Here is an 18,343-nt window from a genome sequence, read left to right on the forward strand (position 1 = left end):
ACTGCGAGTCGGTCGTGGCCGCTATTGTGGCCGAGTGCTTTCGAGAGGCAAGGCGAAAAGATGAGCAGCGGAGTCACGATCGGGCAGGCGGCCGCGTTCGCCGGCGTCACGGTGAAGACGGTGCGGCACTATCACAAGCTCGGTCTGGTGGCTGAGCCCACGAGGGACGCCTCTGGATATCGGAGGTACGGCACGGCGGAGATGCTGCGGCTTGTGCAGGCGCGTACCTTCGCCGGTGCCGGAGTTCCTCTGGCTGAGATCGTCGCATTGCTCGACGCCGACGACGCGGAGTTCGCATCCGCGCTCGTCGGCGTCGAGCGCAAGCTCTCGGCGCAGATCGACGAGCTGATCTCGCGACGGCACATGCTTCGAAGACTGACCGACGGCGATCGTACGCTTCTGCCTGACCGGGCTGTCGCGCTGCTGGAAAGAATGTCGCGACTCGGCTTCAGCGACGAGGAAGTGGTCTCCACCCGAGAAGGGCTGGTGCTGGCGAGCGCGCTGGTGCCGGAGAGATTCGAGGAGCATCTCGCCCTCGTCGAGAATGCTCTGGGCGACGAGCAGTTCGTCGCGCTGAGCCGGCGAGCCGCGGAAGCCGTCAACTGGGCTTCGGACGATCCCCGCATCGAGTCGCTCGTAGATGAAGTCGTGGCGCACTACCTCGCGAATCCGGAGCATCTGCGGATAGTGACTGGCATGCAGGCCCGTTCCGATGCCACGGCTCGATACGGTCTGGTACGCGACGTCGGGGCGGATCAGGGCACGGTCGGTGAGTGGCTGACAGGGCTCGTCGAGGCGGGGCTCCGCGCCGCCGGTGCCCGAATCCCCCGACAGGAACCCCGCTGACGTCGAAGCGCCTCGGTGAGTCCCAGATGGGCGCGACTGCATCTCGGCGTGTGACGTGACGGCGGCTCAGGCTCAGGGGAGTTCGACGGCGTAGTGCGCGGTGACGTCGGAGACTTCGCCGCGGGGGATGTCTCCATCGCCGACGCGTATCGAGAACGACTGCACGAGCGGATCCGGCAGCCCCATCAGGTGCACATCGCAGATCAGCGCGCCGCGTTCGCAGGGGATCCTCCAGCGCAGCGAAGCGGCATCCCTCGCGGTGACGATGCGCTGCGAGACGGGCCCAGCGTGCCGGAGCGGATCGCCTACCTCGTCGAACGCGGCACGAAGCCGGGTGTCGCGCACTGGCACCGGAACGTCGCGAAGCACGTTGCGGGCGAGCAGATCGGTTGCATCTGAGAGCGGGCGCCCCGTGCGTACGAGATCATCCAGGACTGACGCCGCGGCGAGCGTATCCGACCATGGCCGGACGATCGCAGCCGGCGCGCCGATGGTGGTCAGCGTGTCCCGAAGCGCCTGAGCCGCGACGGGCCCGGCGTCGAACGCGTCGGAGTTGCCGAACACGACGGCGCCGAGCCCGCTGGCGGGATGCCACCGCATGTGCGAGGAGAAGCCGGGAAGTCCGCCGGCGTGTTGGAGGATGCGGCCGAACCTCCGGTCGTGCTCGACGACGACCCCATAGCCGTAGCCGGCGCCGTCGACGTCGTGACGGTCGAAGCGTGCCCCGGAGATCGGAATCATGGATCTCGCCCCTTGCAGCTCCCGGCGGGAGGCTGCGCAGAGCACATCCTCGGCGACGGGATCGGCATCGAACGCCGTGCTGAGGAAGTGCATCCATCGTGCGATGTCGTCGAGTGTCGAGAACAGGCTGCCGATGCAGGCGAGTGCTCCCGACCCCACGAACGGCTCTTCGACGAAGGTCATCCCGTCGTCGAAGGTGCGAAAGCCCAGGGCGAGATCGGTACCGCGCGGATACAGCGATGCCGCTGCTCTGGTATCCGACAGACCGAGCGGATCGATGATGCGCTCCTGCATCACGACCTCGACGGGCAGCCCCGTGACCGACTCTATGGCCCGACCGATCATCGAGATGCCGAGGTTCGAATAGTGGTATTCGCTGTCAGGAAGCGCAGCGAGCCGAAGACCGGAATCGACGAGTTCGCCGATCAACTCGCGCGGTTCGCCGAGCATCTCATCGACCCACGCATTGTCCTCCGTGAGGCCTGCCCTGTTCGACAGCAGTGAGGACAGCGTCATCGACACGGGGCGGCCCTGGAAGGTCGCTGCGGCGAGACCGGGCACGTACTCCGCTGCCGGAGCGTGCAGATCGAGCAGTCCGTCATCGCGGAGCGCGAGAGCGGTGGCGGCGAGGAAGCTCTTCGTCATCGAGGCGATGCGGAACACCGTACCCCGCGCGGTCGGGGACCCGTCTCGTCGTGGCGTCCCCTGCACGTCGACGGCGAGGATCTCGCCATGGTGAGTGATGGCGGCTGCGGTTGCGGGGGCGAGGTGCCGCGTCGCTGCGAGCGCATTCCGTAGCCCGTCCGCTGCCACGGCGCGGTCGAGCACAGCCCTCGTCGATGGCACGGGTGTGCTGCTCACGCCCGGATCCCCGCAGCCTCACGCACCTCTTGTGCGAAGCCGCGCACCAGCGCCAAGCATGCTGCGGTGTTCTCGTCGTCGTCGTGAAGGGCCTCTGCGACGAGGTCTGCGACCGGACGGTCGCCCGGTGCAGGATCGGTCGGTTCGCTCCACCACTGAAGGTCATCGGCCGAGACTTCGGGATGGAACTGCACTCCGCGGACATGCGCTCCGAGGCGGAACGCCTGGATGGCGACCCCCTCACTCGACGCGAGCAGCACGGCGTCGGCCGGCAGCACCGTGATCTGGTCCTGGTGGTTCTCGATCATCGGTGCGGCACCGCCGAGCCCCGACATCACCGCATCCTGCTGTCCGGCCGGCGTCGTCCTGATCACGGTGGAACCACGCTCCTTGACCCCGTACGACTCGCGCACCTCGCCCCCCGCGATCTGAGCGAGCAGCTGTCCGCCGAGGCAGATGCCGAGGGTCGGCAGATCCCGTTCGATCGCTTCGGATGCGAGCCGTCGTTCGGTCGGGAGCCAGGGGCCCTTCTCGACGTCATCCGGCATCATTCCACCCCCGAGCATCACCAGACCGTCGTAGCCGTCCAGACTCTCCGGAAGACCATGCGCGCCGTAGCGCACGTCGGCACGGACTCCTGCGGCATCAAGCCAGCGCAGCAGTCGACGAGGTCCTGACCCGTCTGCATTCACGACGATGAGCACGCGCGGACGACCCTCACGCCCGGACAGGAACGCGAGGTGGTCGGCATCGGAGGCCTCCAGCACCCGCAGCGCGTTGCGGAACGCCAACGCCTGCAGTTCGTCTTCCGTCCACCCCCTTCGGCGCAATTCGTCGAGCAGCCGCTGATACCCCGAGACGTCCTCGAGGCCGGTGGGCATCGCATCCGTGCCGTCGTAGTCTGCACCGATGCCTACGGCGTGCACGCCCGCGACGGCTCGGACGTGTTCGATGTGATCGGCGACATCGGCGATCGTCACCTCGGGCGGTGCGCCGACCTCGCCTGCGACGTGCCAATCGTGGCGCGATTGGCTGAGGAAGGTCGGGACGAACGCGACCATGACGATCCCGCCGCCCGCTCCGATCGCGGCGATCACGTCGTCCGGGACATTGCGTGGATGATCGCAGAGTGCTGCGGCACCCGAGTGACTCACCATCACCGGCCGGACGCTCGTGGCGATCGCGTCCCGCATCGTCGTCGGCGCGACGTGCGCGAGATCGACGAGCATCCCGATCCGGTTCATCTCCCTGACGACGTCGCGACCGAAGTCGCTGAGGCCGTCGTGGCGCGGTTCGTCCGTGGCGGCGTCGGCCCAATCGGTGGTGTGATTCCAGGTGAGCGTCATGTAGCGCGCACCGAGCCGTGCATACTGCCTCAGCACACCGAGGGAGCCGTCGATCTGCGCGCCCCCTTCGACTCCGATCAGAGACGCTATGCGCCCCTGCCGGATGGTGGTGCGGGCCTCCTGCGCGGTGCGGGTGAAGGCGAAGACCTCCGGATAGTCCTGCACGAGCCGATGCACGAAATCGATCTGCTCGAGGGTTGCAGTCACCTGCGCCGCGCCCTCGAGTGCGGAATCCACCCACACCGACCAGAACTGACCGCCGACGCCTCCTGCGTGGAGCCGCGGGATGTCCGTGTGCGCCTCTGCAACGAGTTCATGCAACTGTTGCGTGGACAGTGCGTGGCGCTTTCGACGCGCCCAGGCCAGGTCGTTGTGGCCGTCGATCACCGGAATCATTGGTCAGCCCTTTCGTGCGTTCAGGAAAGCGGAGATGCGCTCGGTGGTCGCGTGGTCGACGTGCTGAGCGACGCCGTCGAGCGATCGCACCGGCGCGGCGCCACGAGTGCTCGAGCACAGCCAGAGGGCATCAGCATCCGAAAGATCGGAGACGGTGAGGGCGCGCACTGCGACCCTGTCGCCGCCTTCTCGCAACGCCTCGAACGCGTCGGCCTGGGTGGTGCCGGGCAGGATGCCGAACTCCACCGGAGGCGTGACGTACTCGCCGTCGATTCTCGCGATGACCGTCGAGTTCGGCCCCTCCAGGATGTATCCGTCACTGGACACGAAGATCACGTCGCTTGCTCCGCGGCGTCCCGCCTCGCGAAGCGCAGCCATGTTCACCGCATACGACAGGGTCTTCGCACCCTGCAGCAGCCACGGTGCCGTCGTCGCGACATCCGAGCGATACCCGCGGTCGAGCAGTACGACGTCGAGCTCTGGCGGAACCCCTGTGCGGTGACGTGTGGGGGCGAATCCGAGTGCCCATCCCGTCGGCTCTCCGGTCGCCTCGTCGCCGCGGGAAAGGATGTACTTGACCGCCCCGCGCGACACATCCATCTCAGCGGCGACTCTCTCGACGACTGTCCGCCACAGCACGCGATCCGGCGACGGAAGCTCGAGCAGGCTCGCGGATCGTTCGAAGCGGTCCAGATGGGCTTCCATCGCCTGGGGGACGCCGTCGACGAGGACAACTGTCTCGAAGACCCCGTCGCCGCGCGTGGCCGCGAGATCGGTGCCCGTCAGGAGGGGAGCCGCCGGGTCCAGGCGCTCCAGCGCGGAGGCAGGATCACCGGCACGGAGATCGACGCGGTACAGAACGAGCGGTTTCATTGTCCTCCTCGGGGATCTCAGACGGTGAGTTCAGCGGTGCGAACGGCGTTCTGCCGCACCCAGTCGATGTCGACCTCGTACCCGATGCCTGGCCCATCGGGCACCTGCACGACGCCGTTCTCCGCGACCACCGGCGGCACGATCACATCCCGCTCGTAGTACTTGTCGGAACCGGACACGTCCGATGGCAGCGTGAAGTTCGGAAGCGATGAGATCGCGACGTTCGCGGCCCGCCCGACGCCGAACTCGTGCATGCCGCCGCACCACACCGGGATACCCGCGTCTCTTGCGAGGTCGTGTGCGCGGCGCGCAGCGAGGAGTCCGCCCATGCGGGACACCTTGATGTTCAGCACGCGACCGGCATCCAGCTCGATCATCGTTCGCAGGTCTGCCAGTTCGACGACGGACTCGTCGAGACAGACGGGGGTCTGAATCCGTCGTTGCAGTCGCGCGTGGGCAGGGAAGTCTCGCGGCGCGTACGGCTGCTCGATCATGGTGAGCGATTGCTCGTCCAGCTGGCGGAAGACTTCAGCAGCCTCCTCCGAGTCCGGATACGCGCCGTTCGCGTCGACGTGCAGATCCAGATGGGGATGATGGTTCCGCACGACCCGGACGGGCTCGACGTCCCACCCCGGCGCGATCTTCAACTTGATCCGTGGATAGCCGGCGCCCACCTGCGTCTCCACCTGCGTCAGCAGAGCGTCGAGGCTGGGCTCGATGCCGAGCGAGACGCCTGCCACCACCTCCGTGCGCGTGCCGCCGAGATCAGCAGCCAGCGAGAGGCCCTGAGAGCGGGCATGGATGTCCCACGCGGCGGCCGAGAAGCCCGCCTTCGTGAACTCGTGCCCGCGGATTCCGGACCACGTGCTCTCCAGCTCGGCGGGGTCTTCCCATGTGGCGCCGAGCACCGCAGGAACGAGGTACCGATTGGCGATCAGCCACGCCGTGTCCGTCGTCTCCGACGTGTAGAACGGGTCGGACGGCGAGGCGATCTCCCCCCACCCGGACCGTCCGTCGGCATCGGTGACCTGAACCAGGATGTGCTGCAGGCTGCTCTTGCGGTGCGAACTCGTCTCGAAGCTGTGCACGAGCGGCAGCGAGACCTCGAAGAGCGCGACGCGTGCGATTCTCACCTGTGGTTCTCCTTGCCGTGATCGGGATGGTGCAGACCCAGATCCGCCGCCAGCTCGTCGCGTGCGGAAAGGCGACGCCGGGCTCCCTTCGCGCTCGCCGTGGTGAGGGTGCTCAGCAGGTGGCACACTGCGGCCACAGCGGTGGGTGAGTCCGCGTACGACGCGGAGTGGGTGTGCACTTTGATCACGACGGATGCCACCTCGGTCAGAGGTGCATCGTCGCTGTCGGTGATGAGGATGAGTTCGCCACCGGCCCGACGGAACCGCTCGCCGAAGCGGATCGATTCTTCTCGATAGCGCCGCATGGTGAAGAGCACGAGCAGATCGGAGGCGCGCACGTCGGTCAGCACTGCGAGGGGGGAGAGGGCGCGGTCGTCGACGAGGAAGACATTGGACAGGGTTGCGGACAGGTCGGCGGCGAGCAGGTCGGCATACGCCACGGTCTTGCCCCGCCCGGTGATGTAACGCCGTCTGGCACCCAGAATCAGCGTCGCCGCGTGCGACACGGTGCCGGTCCGAGTGAGTTCGTCGAAGGTGCGCGCCAGAGACCGCGTCTCGGTCTCGATCACATTCGCCTGCAACGCCTCGGCAGACTGGCTCGTGCGGAAGCGCTCGCCGAATCGCGCCCCAGGTGAATCCAGTGCGCGGTCATCCTCATCGTCATCGCCGCGTGTCATCGCACATCCTCCCCTGCAAGATAGACCGCCGTTTCATCATCGATTCTCGTGCAGTTCACCAGGACGAGACCCGCCTCGAATATCTCCTGCATCCCTTCTCGGATGTGCGCCCGCAGCGTGCTTCCCGTGGCAGCGGGCCCATCCGTGACGGCTGGGAGCGGGAGCCGTGCGATGCGACGATCGTTCTCTGTTGCCGAGAACACGCGCCCCCATTCTGCGGCGTCGAACGCGGGGGATGGCAGGCTCCGGATGCCAGCGAACGGATCGCCGTCGCGATCGAGTGCCCAATCCACGACGATGCGGTCGGTTCCGGGCCGGTCGTAGTAGTCGACGGCGTAGCCGGTGCCCTCTGCCTGGAGTGTGGCGAAGTTGAAATGAGCGTTGCGCGCCAGCAGCGGATCGAAGGTCCACCGCATCCGCTGCTGCCCCCAGCCGAGCGCGACCTGCCGCTGGCCCGCCTTGAGCAGGCGGCCGACGCCGCGACCCTGGTACTCGGGATCCACGACCGCGGCCTGCGAATAGTGGAACTCTGCGGCGCTGCGGTCACGGCCGGCGAAACCGTAGGCGAAACCGACCAACCGGCCCTCGTCGCGCACGCCGATCGCGGAGCCACCGTTACGGGCAAGGGCGCTGACCAGGTTGGGGTTCAGTGAGAACTCGTCATGCTCGTAGCGAAAGACGCGCGTGTACAGAGCAGCCGCTTCCCGAATGGCGGCGTCGCCGACGAGGGGCTCTGCGTGCAGCGGGACGATGGGCTGGTTTGGCATGATACGTATCCTATGGTGGCGGTTGTCGAACGCCAACGGTTGATTTTGCAAGTATCCGTCGCCATAGGTGTGGACCGATATGTCTCGTATGATGACGCGCGGAGGAGATATGAACGATACGGAGCAGGCGAAGGCCCTCGTCGAACGGCTCGCGCAGTTGACACTCATCGAGTCGCCGTCGCTCGACGTCGCTGCCAGCGATAAGGTCGTCGACCTGCTGGCGCACTGGTGGCGCGCAGCCGGTGCGCAGGTGCGAACGGTCCCCACATCTGCCGGGATGAACCTCGTCGCGGACATCGCCGGAGACGGCGATCCGATCCTCTTGGTGGGGCATTCGGACACGGTCTGGCCCGTCGGCACTCTGCGCAGCGACGTCCCTTGGGTCGACGACGGCGAGGTCGTTCGGGGTCCTGGCGTGTACGACATGAAAAGTGGCCTGCTGGTGATGCTCGCCGCAGCCGAGCGCTTGCGCGGACGATCGCACCGGGCGTTTCGAGTGGTCGTCGTCTGCGACGAGGAGATCGGCTCTCCCACGACTTCCGGGTTGCTGCGCGAGTGCGCCGCCGGCGTGCGTGCGGCGATCGGATTCGAGTCGCCGCATCCGGATGGCGCGCTGAAAGTCGGCCGACGTGGCAGCACTCGAGTGCGTCTCGCCGTCACCGGCCGCGCATCGCACGCTGCGCTGGACCCCGAAGGTGGCGTCTCGGCGATCGACGAGCTCGTCGATCAACTGCGGATGCTGCGCACCGTCGTCGCTGATCCGAACCTGGTTTCCGAGGTGCTGTGCAATGTGGGCACGATTCGAGGCGGCGGCAGAGCGAACGTCGTGCCCGCGGATGCGGAGGCCGAGATCGGCCTGCGATTCGTCGACCCCGCTACCGAAGCTCAGGTGCTTTCCGCCATTCGATCGCTCCAGCCCATTCGGAACGGAGCGCGACTGCAGGTCGATCTGCTTAGCCATCGCCCGGCGTGGCGGGCATCCGACGCCGACGAGGAGCTGCTCTATGCCCTCTCGGCTGCGGCGACCGGAATCGGCCAGCACATCGAAGGGCGCCCCGCTGCCGGGGCGGGAGACACGAATCTGCTGGGATCTCTGGGGGTGCCGACCGTCGACGGGTTCGGCCCGAGGGGCGGCGGTGCGCATGCGGTCGACGAGCACATCCTGACCTCCTCGCTTCTGGAACGTGTCGCGTTGCTGGAGGCTTTCCTCTCAGGAAAGTAGACCCGGGATACGATTCGTATCCCGGAAGATGTTAAGCAATGCCGCATGGGCCGACCGACGCGGAATGTGTATACATCTACCGCCACGCGTGCATGATACGCCCGAATTTACGGCCTTTTCTGTGGTGGCGTGAATTTCGTCTTCATGCCGAAACGCTGAATTTGCGTGTTTCTGACATGTTGCAATCGTGTGGAGTTCGCGAACATCCGACACGAATGTGTTGACCTCAGCGCAGTCTTGCGGTTCTATTGCTCCATCCCAGGGTTCACGCTATCCCTTGATGAAAGGAACCCCGCACATGCCCGTATCTCATCGGAAACGTCCGCTTCGCCGCGCTGCTTTCCTGTCGATCGCAGCGTTGCTGATCGTCGCGCCTGCCGGCGCAGCGCAGGCGGCCGACTCATCGGTCGCGGCGCTGCAGGCACCCACCGAGTCCACGAGCTCACCGGAGAGCGCGACGTTCCGCATCGCGACGTCGGGCTTCGTCGACTCGTTCAACCCGTTCGTGTCGATCTATCTGACCCCGACGAACATCCTCCGGTACGTGTACGAGTACCTCGTGCAGAACGATGCGGAGGATGGTTCGCCGACCAAGGGCCTGGCGGACTCATGGGAGACAGAGGACGGGACGACGTGGACCTACACGCTGCAGGACGATCTGAAGTGGTCTGACGACGAACCGATCACCGCTGAAGACGTCGTGTACACGTACACGCAGATGATGGAAGTCCCCGAGCTCGCGGTGGCGAACGGGAACCTGGTGACCAACTTCGAGAGCGTCGAGGCTCCCGATGAGAAGACCGTGGTCATCACGCTCAAGGGCCCGCAGGCGACCAACCCCGGCCTCGAGATTCCCGTGGTGCCCAAGCACATCTGGGAAGCGATCGACAGCCCGTCCGAGTTCGTGAACGATGCCGACGTGGTCGGATCCGGTCCGTACCTGCTCGAGTCGTACGAGGCGAACCAGCAGATCACGCTGAAGGCGAATCCGAACTTCTGGATGGGTGAGCCGGCGGTGAAACGCATCCAGTACGTCTACTACACCAACTCCGACGCACAGGTGCAGGCGCTTCGCTCGGGTGAGGTCGACTTCGTCAGCGGTCTCACTCCGACGCAGTACGACGCGCTCGAGGGCACCGACGGGGTCACGGTCCATTCGGGGGAGGGACGTCGATACCACTCCTTCAGCCTCAACGTGGGTCTGATCACGCGCGACGGCGTGCCATACGGCAGCGGCAATGAAGCGCTCAAGGACGTGGAGGTGCGTCAGGCTCTCCGGCTCGGGACAGACACGAAGACGCTGCTCGACAAGGTGCTCGACGGGCAGGGCGTGCAGGCGACCAGCTTCATTCCCACGTCATTCAGCAAGTGGACGCTGCCCGCCGACGACGACGTGATCGTCGAGTACGACCCAGAGGCGGCCAAGCAGAAGCTCGACGATGCCGGCTGGGTCGTCGGCGCCGACGGCGTGCGGGAGAAGGGCGGGGTCAAGCTCGAGTTGCGCCTGCTCGTGGATGCTGAAGATATTCAGGAGGTGTCCATCGCCGAGTACTTCGTGCCGTGGATGGAAGAGATCGGCGTCAAGATCAACGTCGAGTCAACGGACTCCGACACGATCAGCGCGAAGGCGGTCTCGGGTGACTACGACATCTACTTCAGCGGATGGAGCGTCAACCCCGACCCGGATTACCAGCTGGGCATCAACCTGTGCACGACCCTCCCGACCGGCACCGATGGCTCGGGTGGTACCTCGCAGGACGGCTATTGCAGCCCGGAGTTCGATGCGCTTTACGAGGAGCAGCGGGCGGAGCTCGATGAGAGCAAGCGACAGGAGATCGTGCACGAGATGCTCGCTCTGAACTACACCGACACCGCTCAGATCGGCACGTGGTACGCGAATTCCCTGGAGGCCTATCGCTCTGATCGGTTCACCGGTTTCACGCTGCAGCCGAAGGACGGCGGCATCATCGCGAGCCAGGCGGGATACTGGGGCTTCCTCACGATGGAGCCCGTCGACGCTGCCTCAGCGGACGGCGGTGACGGCGCTCCCGTCGGCATGATCGTCGTCGGTGTCGTCGCCGGCGTCTTGATCATTGGCATCGTGGTGTTCCTGTTGCTCCGACGCCGACGTAGCGCGGACATAGAGTGATTTTCGGGCCGCCGCGGCGCATGCCGCGGCGGCCCCTTCTACGTGCAAGGAGGTACGGATGAGCGCGATGATGCCGTCCACCGGGGCTGTGATCCTGGAAGAGGAGGGGCTGGACGAGCCGCCACGTCGGGTGTCGGGTGTGCGTTATCTGCTCGGCAAACTCGGCGGCGCCGCCGTGAGCATGGTGATGGTGATCCTGCTCGGCTTCTTCGCCTTCCGCATCCTTCCCGGTGACCCCGTCGCCTCGATCACGCGGGAGCGTCAACTCAATGCCGATCAGGTCGCGCAGCTGCGGCAGCAGATGGGGCTCGACAAACCGCTGTGGCAGCAGCTCGGCGACTATCTCGTCAACGTCGCGACCCTGAGCTTCGGCGAGAGCTATGTATACAAGACGTCGGTGGCATCGCTGATCGGCGACTACTTCTGGAACACGATCCTGCTCACCGGGACCTCAGCGATCCTCGCCATCGCCCTGGGACTCTGGCTCGGTCAGAGGGCGGGCTGGAATCACGGCTCGCTGTTCGACAAGATCACATCCGGTACGTCGCTGGTGCTGTGGTCGGTGCCGACATTCTGGCTCGGCCTGATCCTTCTGATGGTCTTCGGCGGAACCCTGCACTGGTTCCCGACCGGTGGGATGCTTTCCCCCGACCCGCCGACAGACCCGATCGGCCTGGTCGGCGACGTGGTGGCGCATATGGTGCTGCCCGTCATCACGATGGTCGCCGTGGTCTACGCCCAGTACGTCATGGTGATGCGAGCGTCGGTCATGGAGGAGAAGAGCGCCGACTACCTCACCACTGCCCGGGCGAAGGGACTACGAGAAGACCTCGTCCGACGGCGTCATGCCGTGCCCAACGCCTTGTTGCCGGCGGTCACCCTGGTGTTCATGCACATCGGGGGATTGATCGCCGGTGCGGTCACCGTCGAGACGGTCTTCAGCTGGCCTGGGCTCGGCAAGCTCACATACGAGGCGATCACGGGCCCCGATCTGCCGCTGCTGCAGGGAACGTTCGTGGTCTTCTCGGCGATCATCATCGCGATGAACCTGATCGCCGATGTGGTCTACCGATTCCTCGACCCGAGAGTGAGGCAGGCATGAGCGCTCAGGCACAACTACGCTCACCACGCGCGATGGCGTGGGAACGGCGCCGCGGCGCCTTCGCAGCGTTCTGCCGTGAGTTCGCGCGCAACCGCGCGGGGATGATCGGTGTCATCTTCCTCATCGTCATCGTCCTGCTCGCGGCCCTCGCACCCGTGCTCGCACCTGCATCGATGCTGGATGTCACCAAGCTCGTCGATGCGCCTCGCTTCGCACCGCCGTCATGGGAGCATCCGCTCGGCACCGATCACCAGGGACGCGAGCTCTGGGTTCGGATGCTGTGGGGCGCCCAGGTGTCGCTGCTGGTCGGATTCGCGGCGACAGCCATGTCGATGGTCATCGGCACGATCGTGGGGATCGCCGCGGGGCACTTCAGCGGGTGGTGGGGCGCGCTGCTCATGCGCGGCATCGACTTCTTCCTCGTGCTGCCATCCTTGATCCTCGCCATCGTGCTGACTTCGGTGCTCTCGCGAGGCGTGTGGACGATCGTGATCGCCATCGGGTTGACCTCGTGGGCCGGGACCGCCCGCGTCGTCCGCTCCCAGACGCTGTCGGTGGAGAGCAGGGACTACGTCGAGCGTGCCCGCGTGCTCGGCGCCGGACACTGGCACATCATCGTCAAACATCTGCTGCCGGCCGTGATGCCGCTGGTGCTGGCGAACACGACGCTGACGGTCGGCTCCGCGATCATCGCGGAATCCACGCTCTCCTTCCTGGGCCTCGGTGACACGACCGTGCAGTCGTGGGGCGCGATCCTTCGGAATTCCATGGACGTCTCCGCCGCCACGAGCGGCTATTGGTGGTACGTGCTCGTCCCCGGACTTGCGATCGTGCTCGTCGTACTCGCTTTCACTCTCGTCGGCCGTGCCGTGGAGAACATCGTCAACCCGACCCTGAGGAATCGTTGACCCATGCCGGATCTGACATTCGAGGACGTCTCGATCACCTACCGCACGTCCGGTCGCAACGGTCGCGGTGAAGTGCCTGCGGTCACGAATGTGTCGCTCAGCCTCCCATCGGGCGGGACTCTAGGCATCGCCGGAGAATCCGGTTCGGGGAAATCGACATTGGCGATGAGCGTGCTGCGCTTGCTGCCGCGCACCGCGAAGGTTACCGGTCGCATCCTCGTCGGCGACACCGACGTGCAGACGCTGAACTTCGGTCGGTTGCGGGCGCTGCGCTGGGCCGAGGCCTCCATCGTCTTCCAGGGCGCCATGCACTCGCTGAACCCTGTGCAGAAGGTCGGTGCCCAGATCCTCGAGGCGCTGCAGCTGCATGTCAGCGACCGATGGAAGACGGAGAAGGCACGATCGGCTCGTGTCCGCGAACTGCTCACGGCGGTGGACCTGCCGCTGCCCAAGGCGGAGTCGTTTCCGCATGAGCTCTCCGGGGGGCAGAAGCAGCGGGTCATGATCGCCATGGCGCTCGCCTGCGAGCCGGACATCATCATCGCCGATGAGCCGACCACCGCTCTGGATGTGATCGTGCAGAAGCAGATCCTCGACATGATCAGTCAGCTCGTGACCGAGCACGGCATCTCATTGCTCATGATCAGTCACGACCTCTCCGTGCTCGCCGCGGCGTGCGAGCGCATCGCGATCATGCGTGATGGTGAGCTCGTGGAACTCGGGGACGCGCAGCAGATCTGCACTCAGCCCGCGCATCCGTACACTCGGCAGCTCGCCGAAGCGTTCCCCACCATCGGTGATCCGGCGTCGCGACTCAATCCTGTGACCCGACGGGAGCGTGCGCAGGAATCAGACGCTCCTGCCAAGGGAAAGTCCGATGAAGTGCTCCTGCATGCGCGTGGTGTCAGCGTCACCTACCGCTCCGGCGGCAACCTCATGCGAGCGGTCAAGTCGGTCGACCTCGACATCCACCGTGGTGAGATCGTCGCATTGGTCGGTCAGTCCGGATCGGGTAAGAGCACGTTGGCGCGCACCCTGATCGGCCTCCAGGCTCCGGATGAGGGATCTGTGCTGCAGTTCCGCGGCGCAGACCTTCCGCACTCGGGCAAAGCGCTGCGCGCCTTCCGCGGTGAGGTGCAGATGGTGCTGCAGGACCCTTCCGCCGCGCTCAATCCGAAGCTCAGCGTGTACGAGTCGGTAGCGGAGGGCCTAAGGGTGCAGCGCTACCGCGGCGACGAGCGCGAGCGGGTGGCGCAGAGCCTCACCGACGCCGAGCTCACCCCGCCTGAGAAGTACTTCGCCGCTATCCCGCAGGAGCTCTCCGGCGGTCAGCGTCAGCGTGCTGTCATCGCCGGCGCGCTCGCCGTCGGCCCGCAGGTCCTGATCGCGGACGAGCCGGTCGCTTCTCTGGATGCCTCGGTGCGCGGAGAGATCCTGGCACTGCTGCTGTCACTGCGAGAGCGGCTCGGCCTCAGCGCGCTGGTCATCACACATGACCTCGGGCTCGCCTGGAACATTGCAGACACCGTCGCGGTGATGGTCGACGGCGAGATCATCGAGCGCGGACCCACCGAGCAGGTGCTGCTCGATCCGCAGCATCCCTACACGCGGACGCTCCTGGCGGCCGCACCGAGAATAGAACGAGTCAAGGCGTGAGTGGGCGCGTGGCGCGGGATGCGTACCTCGGTACGGCCCCGTTGCAGCCGGGCGACACCGTGCGCTTCGTCTCGCCGTCCGGCCCGGGCAGACCGGACAGTCTCGCTCGTGCGGTGGCGTACTACGAGGCGTGGGGCCTCAACGTCGTCGTCGGTGATCATGTGCTGCAACCGCACCCGCGTGCGACGTACCTGGCGGGTCCGGATGACCTACGCCGACAGGATCTCGTCGAGGCATGGTCCGATCCAGATGCCGACGCGGTGGTGTGCATACGCGGAGGCTACGGCGCGATGCGCCTTCTGGACGGGATCGACTGGGCGGCGATGCGTGAGACGGCTTCACGGCGCGACGGTCGCCCGAAGCTGCTCACCGGATCATCGGACATCACGGCGTTGCATGAGGCGTTCCGCGTGCACCTCGACGTGCCTACCCTGTTCTGCCCGATGGCGGGAAACGATGTGTTTCCGCGATTCAGAGCAGGTCCGCGATGACACGCAGCGCTGGCTGTTCGAGCCTTGGGGAGGGCGCCGCATCGTCGGACCGGCGACGGAGGCGCTTGCCGAGGGCACTGCCGCCGGACTGTTCACCGGTGGCAACCTGAGCCTGCTTGCGGGCGGTCTGGGCGCACCGGAGGCAGCGGAGTCGCCGGGCGGGATCCTGTTCCTCGAGGACATCAACGAGGACATCTACCGTTTGGACGGCTTCCTGCTGCAGCTGCGGCGCTCTGGCAGGCTCAGCGCAGCATCCGGCATCGTTCTCGGTTCGTGGCACGGGTGCGCCGATCTCGTCGGCGTGCGAGCGCTGATGCACGAATACCTCGCCGACCTCGGCGTCCCCGTGCTGTGGGAGCAGGGCTTCGGTCACGACCCGAACGCCCTGAGTGTGCCGTTGAACGTGACCGGCACGATGCGTGCATCGTTCGGCGGAAGCGACCACGGTGTCTCCCTCGTGGTCGATGAGGACCCAGCATGAGCATCCCCGTTCCCGCCCTCGACCAGCGGGCGCGCTGGTCGATCCGGATCGTCGATGCCGTCACGGGCGAAGCTCTCACCGAGCACGAACCGGATGCCGTGTGCGAGACGGCGAGCATCGGCAAAGTGTTCCTCCTGATCGAGATCGCCAGGCGGGTGGACGACGGTCGTCTTCGTGCCGATCAGCGCGTGGATATCCCGGCAGAGCATGTCGTCGCCGATTCGGGCCTGTTGTACCGGATGCTCGATCAGCGGCTCACCGTGCACGACGCCGCACTCCTCGTGGGCGCCGTTAGCGACAACCTCGCCACCAACGCGCTCATCTCGCTATGCGGCCTCGATGAGGTGCGCGCGGTGGCCGTCGAACTCGGATACCACGACACGTCGCTGCACGATTACATCCGCAACGAACGCACATCCGAGATGCCCTGGACGCCGTCGTTCGGCACCGCACGAGAGCTTTCTGACCTGATGCGCCGGCTCGGGGCGGGCGAGATCATCTCAGCGGCCGTCAGCGAGCAGGTCCTGGTATGGCTGGCCGCGAACACCGACACCTCGATGCTCGCTGATGCGTTCCTGCTCGATCCGCTCGCCCACCCGGACGCGGAGTACCAGGGCATGCTGCTGCGGCACAAGACGGGCAGCACGAGCTTCGCCAGGATCGACATCGGTTGGCTGCAGGGACCGGCCGCCACCGTCGCGTACGCGGTCGCCGCGAACTGGAAGGATCGGCGAGAGGACCTGCGCGCCCCGGTCATCGATGCGATGCGCGCCATCGGTGAAGGCATCCGCGCCCACGTCACCGGCCGGGCTCGTGACGCGGGTGACCGGTGACGCAGGTCACCCATCTCGAACCCGTCTCCGGGCTCGCGTGGAGCGTCTTCCGAGGGGAGCGCGCCGAGGTCATGCGCGCTCTCGGTCGGGAGCATGCCGACGCGATCCACGCGTTCCGCTCGCTGCCCGGTGGATCGTGGGAAGCGCAGGTGCGCCGGGCCGACGGCGTCGCGGCCGAGCGGCTGGACGCCGTCATCGCGTCGACACGAGAGCTGCTGCCCGTCGAATCCCAGGAGCTCGCCTGGATCGCGGAGGGCGCGGGCATCGCGGAACGAGACATGTGGGCGCGCAACCTTCGCGGAGACCTGGGGCGTGATGGCACAGGGTGCAGCGACATCGCGTTCACCACGGATGCCGGCGTCGTGATGGGCCACAACGAGGACGGCGACGGCGAACTGCGCGAGCAGATTCGGCTGGTCACGCTCGTCATCGAGGGCGACCCCGCAATGACATCGGCCTGGTACCCGGGAATGCTGCCATCCAACGCATTCGTGACGACGTCGGTCGGCCTCGCCTTCGGCATGGACCATGTCCCGGTGGTCACCGCGCAGACAGCCGGTGCCGGTCGGCACTTCGTCGCTCGGCATGCGCAGCGCCAGCCCACTGGGGAGGCGGCTCGCGGCGCGCTGTCCCGGGTTCCCTGCGCCGGCGGTTTCGCATTCGATGTCGCCGACGCCGCAGGGCGAGCCGACCTCATCGAGAATGCCGCGGGCCATGTCGCCGCGACGACGGGCCGCTACCAGCACACGAACCACCTGCGTCTGCTCGACGGCACGAGTGATGGCCTCGCCGTGTGCGACGGCGACGAATGGCTCGGCGAGAGCATGCACCGACTGAGCGTGCTTCGCGGGTGCGGAACACCGACGAGCGCGCAGGATGTGCTCACCGCGCTGCGCACGCCCGGCGTGCTCGGTCGCTCGGACGATCTGTGGACGTTCGTGACCACTGTGGTCGACACGGCGATCGATGAGGTCGTCCTGCAAGGGAGCGGCGCGCCGTGGCGCGGTAGATGGAGCGCGTTCGCGCGTGGAGAGCGAGTGCAACTGTGAACATCGGCTTCGCGGAACTGGAGCGAGACTTCCCCGGGCTGTCCCTCTCGGCGCTCGCGGTGGACATCGACTCGGGGCTGGAGGTCTTCCGGCACCATCCCGAACGGGTGCTCGACACGGCGAGCGTCGGCAAGATCTTTCTGCTGCATCGTCTGCTCACCGAGACAGACAGGGGTGAGCGCAGTCTCGAGGACAGGGTGACCCGTCGCCCCGTCGAACAGATCGACAACTCCGGGATCTGGTACCTGCTGCAGCAGGAATCGTTGACGCTCTACGACGTGGCGGCGCTCATCGGCGCGACGAGCGACAACGCGGCGACCAACACGTTGTGCCGAGTCATCGGACTGGACGAGGTGCACGCGCACACCCGTGCGCTCGGCTACGCCCAGTCGGGCCTCGACGACATCGTGCGATGGCCGCTGCCGCCCGGAGCTCCGCGGACACTCTCGCACGCCAACGCGGAGGAGCTGGTGCGGTTCGTGCGGCGCACTGCCGATGGGGACGATCTCAGTGCCGCCTCGAGCGACACGATGCAGCGCTGGCTCGGTGCCGGGATGGACCTGTCGATGGTCGCCTCCGCTTTCGGTCTCGATCCACTCGCGCACTATTATTTCGACCGCGATGTGTGGCTGTGGAACAAGACCGGCACGATCAGCACGGTGCGCGCCGACGTCGGATTGGTGATGTCGCCGGCGAGGAGGTTGGCGTACGCCGTGCTCATCAATTGGGAACGCGGTGCACCTGCGCGCGACCGTGCGCTCGATGTGATGCGGCAGGCGGGAGTCGCGCTCCGCGCCGAGTTGGAGCCGTGA

General features: G+C 66.4%; 17 protein-coding genes. 11 read left to right on the plus strand and 6 right to left on the minus strand.

Features of this window, described 5'->3' with window-relative positions:
- Positions 1 to 60 precede the first annotated feature (60 nt).
- A complete protein-coding gene (locus tag QFZ46_RS11475) occupies positions 61 to 846 on the plus strand; it encodes a MerR family transcriptional regulator (protein WP_307361501.1) in 786 nt (261 codons plus the stop codon).
- Positions 847 to 918: 72 nt separating this feature from the next.
- On the opposite strand, the gene QFZ46_RS11480 is transcribed toward QFZ46_RS11475, so the two are convergent.
- The 6 genes from QFZ46_RS11480 to QFZ46_RS11505 are packed head-to-tail and all read right to left on the minus strand — an operon-like array spanning position 919 to position 7,640.
- The gene (locus tag QFZ46_RS11480; RefSeq protein WP_307361503.1) at positions 919 to 2,448 is read right to left on the minus strand and encodes a serine hydrolase domain-containing protein; all 1,530 of its coding nucleotides are present in this window, start codon (positions 2,446 to 2,448) and stop codon (positions 919 to 921) included.
- The gene (locus QFZ46_RS11485) at positions 2,445 to 4,190 is read right to left on the minus strand and encodes a membrane dipeptidase (RefSeq protein ID WP_307361504.1); all 1,746 of its coding nucleotides are present in this window, start codon (positions 4,188 to 4,190) and stop codon (positions 2,445 to 2,447) included. The genes QFZ46_RS11480 and QFZ46_RS11485 overlap by 4 nt, the downstream gene beginning before the upstream one ends.
- 3 nt (positions 4,191 to 4,193) lie before the next feature.
- A complete protein-coding gene (locus tag QFZ46_RS11490) occupies positions 4,194 to 5,063 on the minus strand; it encodes an aminotransferase class IV (protein WP_307361506.1) in 870 nt (289 codons plus the stop codon).
- Between the two features lie 17 nt (positions 5,064 to 5,080).
- Entirely contained in the window at positions 5,081 to 6,196 is a 1,116-nt protein-coding gene (menC, locus tag QFZ46_RS11495; protein WP_307361510.1) for an o-succinylbenzoate synthase, read from the minus strand.
- Positions 6,193 to 6,873 (minus strand): MurR/RpiR family transcriptional regulator, encoded by a 681-nt coding sequence (locus QFZ46_RS11500; RefSeq protein WP_307361512.1) that lies wholly within the window; start codon positions 6,871 to 6,873, stop codon positions 6,193 to 6,195. The genes menC and QFZ46_RS11500 overlap by 4 nt, the downstream gene beginning before the upstream one ends.
- The gene (locus QFZ46_RS11505; RefSeq protein WP_307361514.1) at positions 6,870 to 7,640 is read right to left on the minus strand and encodes a GNAT family N-acetyltransferase; all 771 of its coding nucleotides are present in this window, start codon (positions 7,638 to 7,640) and stop codon (positions 6,870 to 6,872) included. The genes QFZ46_RS11500 and QFZ46_RS11505 overlap by 4 nt, the downstream gene beginning before the upstream one ends.
- A 109-nt stretch (positions 7,641 to 7,749) precedes the next feature.
- On the opposite strand from QFZ46_RS11505, the gene QFZ46_RS11510 reads away from it, so the two are divergent.
- The 10 genes from QFZ46_RS11510 (at position 7,750) to QFZ46_RS11555 (ending at position 18,343) form a co-directional block, all read left to right on the plus strand.
- Positions 7,750 to 8,862 carry a M20/M25/M40 family metallo-hydrolase gene (locus QFZ46_RS11510; protein WP_307361516.1) on the plus strand — a complete coding sequence of 371 codons (1,113 nt, stop codon included), beginning with the start codon at positions 7,750 to 7,752 and terminating at the stop codon, positions 8,860 to 8,862.
- A gap of 298 nt (positions 8,863 to 9,160) precedes the next feature.
- Positions 9,161 to 11,011 carry an ABC transporter substrate-binding protein gene (locus QFZ46_RS11515; protein ID WP_307361518.1) on the plus strand — a complete coding sequence of 617 codons (1,851 nt, stop codon included), beginning with the start codon at positions 9,161 to 9,163 and terminating at the stop codon, positions 11,009 to 11,011.
- 58 nt (positions 11,012 to 11,069) lie between these two features.
- On the plus strand, positions 11,070 to 12,113 hold the full coding sequence (locus tag QFZ46_RS11520) for an ABC transporter permease (RefSeq protein ID WP_307361521.1): 1,044 nt from the start codon (positions 11,070 to 11,072) through the stop codon (positions 12,111 to 12,113).
- On the plus strand, positions 12,110 to 13,021 hold the full coding sequence (locus QFZ46_RS11525; RefSeq protein ID WP_307361523.1) for an ABC transporter permease: 912 nt from the start codon (positions 12,110 to 12,112) through the stop codon (positions 13,019 to 13,021). The genes QFZ46_RS11520 and QFZ46_RS11525 overlap by 4 nt, the downstream gene beginning before the upstream one ends.
- A 3-nt stretch (positions 13,022 to 13,024) precedes the next feature.
- Positions 13,025 to 14,677 carry an ATP-binding cassette domain-containing protein gene (locus QFZ46_RS11530; RefSeq protein WP_307361525.1) on the plus strand — a complete coding sequence of 551 codons (1,653 nt, stop codon included), beginning with the start codon at positions 13,025 to 13,027 and terminating at the stop codon, positions 14,675 to 14,677.
- Positions 14,674 to 15,168 (plus strand): LD-carboxypeptidase, encoded by a 495-nt coding sequence (locus tag QFZ46_RS11535; RefSeq protein WP_307361527.1) that lies wholly within the window; start codon positions 14,674 to 14,676, stop codon positions 15,166 to 15,168. The genes QFZ46_RS11530 and QFZ46_RS11535 overlap by 4 nt, the downstream gene beginning before the upstream one ends.
- Positions 15,134 to 15,649 carry a hypothetical protein gene (locus QFZ46_RS11540; RefSeq protein ID WP_307361530.1) on the plus strand — a complete coding sequence of 172 codons (516 nt, stop codon included), beginning with the start codon at positions 15,134 to 15,136 and terminating at the stop codon, positions 15,647 to 15,649. The genes QFZ46_RS11535 and QFZ46_RS11540 overlap by 35 nt, the downstream gene beginning before the upstream one ends.
- Entirely contained in the window at positions 15,646 to 16,482 is an 837-nt protein-coding gene (locus QFZ46_RS11545; protein ID WP_307361532.1) for a serine hydrolase, read from the plus strand. Before QFZ46_RS11540 ends, QFZ46_RS11545 begins: the two co-directional genes overlap by 4 nt.
- Positions 16,479 to 17,531 carry a C45 family autoproteolytic acyltransferase/hydolase gene (locus QFZ46_RS11550; RefSeq protein WP_307361534.1) on the plus strand — a complete coding sequence of 351 codons (1,053 nt, stop codon included), beginning with the start codon at positions 16,479 to 16,481 and terminating at the stop codon, positions 17,529 to 17,531. Before QFZ46_RS11545 ends, QFZ46_RS11550 begins: the two co-directional genes overlap by 4 nt.
- Complete coding sequence (locus QFZ46_RS11555; protein ID WP_307361537.1) at positions 17,528 to 18,343, plus strand: serine hydrolase; 816 nt, start codon at positions 17,528 to 17,530, stop codon at positions 18,341 to 18,343. Before QFZ46_RS11550 ends, QFZ46_RS11555 begins: the two co-directional genes overlap by 4 nt.

The organism is Microbacterium murale, assembly GCF_030815955.1.
GTDB classification, from domain to species: domain Bacteria; phylum Actinomycetota; class Actinomycetes; order Actinomycetales; family Microbacteriaceae; genus Microbacterium; species Microbacterium murale_A.

What these genes read in the sequence shown, in the direction of transcription:
- QFZ46_RS11515 (WP_307361518.1), top strand. Translation starts at nt 9,161, where the DNA reads ATGCCCGTATCTCATCGGAAACGTCCGCTTCGCCGCGCTGCTTTCCTG.
- QFZ46_RS11510 (WP_307361516.1), top strand. Translation starts at nt 7,750, where the DNA reads ATGAACGATACGGAGCAGGCGAAGGCCCTCGTCGAACGGCTCGCGCAG.
- QFZ46_RS11540 (WP_307361530.1), top strand. Translation starts at nt 15,134, where the DNA reads ATGTGTTTCCGCGATTCAGAGCAGGTCCGCGATGACACGCAGCGCTGG.
- QFZ46_RS11520 (WP_307361521.1), top strand. Translation starts at nt 11,070, where the DNA reads ATGAGCGCGATGATGCCGTCCACCGGGGCTGTGATCCTGGAAGAGGAG.
- QFZ46_RS11490 (WP_307361506.1), bottom strand. Translation starts at nt 5,063, where the DNA reads ATGAAACCGCTCGTTCTGTACCGCGTCGATCTCCGTGCCGGTGATCCT.
- QFZ46_RS11500 (WP_307361512.1), bottom strand. Translation starts at nt 6,873, where the DNA reads ATGACACGCGGCGATGACGATGAGGATGACCGCGCACTGGATTCACCT.
- QFZ46_RS11545 (WP_307361532.1), top strand. Translation starts at nt 15,646, where the DNA reads ATGAGCATCCCCGTTCCCGCCCTCGACCAGCGGGCGCGCTGGTCGATC.
- QFZ46_RS11525 (WP_307361523.1), top strand. Translation starts at nt 12,110, where the DNA reads ATGAGCGCTCAGGCACAACTACGCTCACCACGCGCGATGGCGTGGGAA.
- QFZ46_RS11475 (WP_307361501.1), top strand. Translation starts at nt 61, where the DNA reads ATGAGCAGCGGAGTCACGATCGGGCAGGCGGCCGCGTTCGCCGGCGTC.
- QFZ46_RS11485 (WP_307361504.1), bottom strand. Translation starts at nt 4,190, where the DNA reads ATGATTCCGGTGATCGACGGCCACAACGACCTGGCCTGGGCGCGTCGA.
- QFZ46_RS11505 (WP_307361514.1), bottom strand. Translation starts at nt 7,640, where the DNA reads ATGCCAAACCAGCCCATCGTCCCGCTGCACGCAGAGCCCCTCGTCGGC.
- QFZ46_RS11530 (WP_307361525.1), top strand. Translation starts at nt 13,025, where the DNA reads ATGCCGGATCTGACATTCGAGGACGTCTCGATCACCTACCGCACGTCC.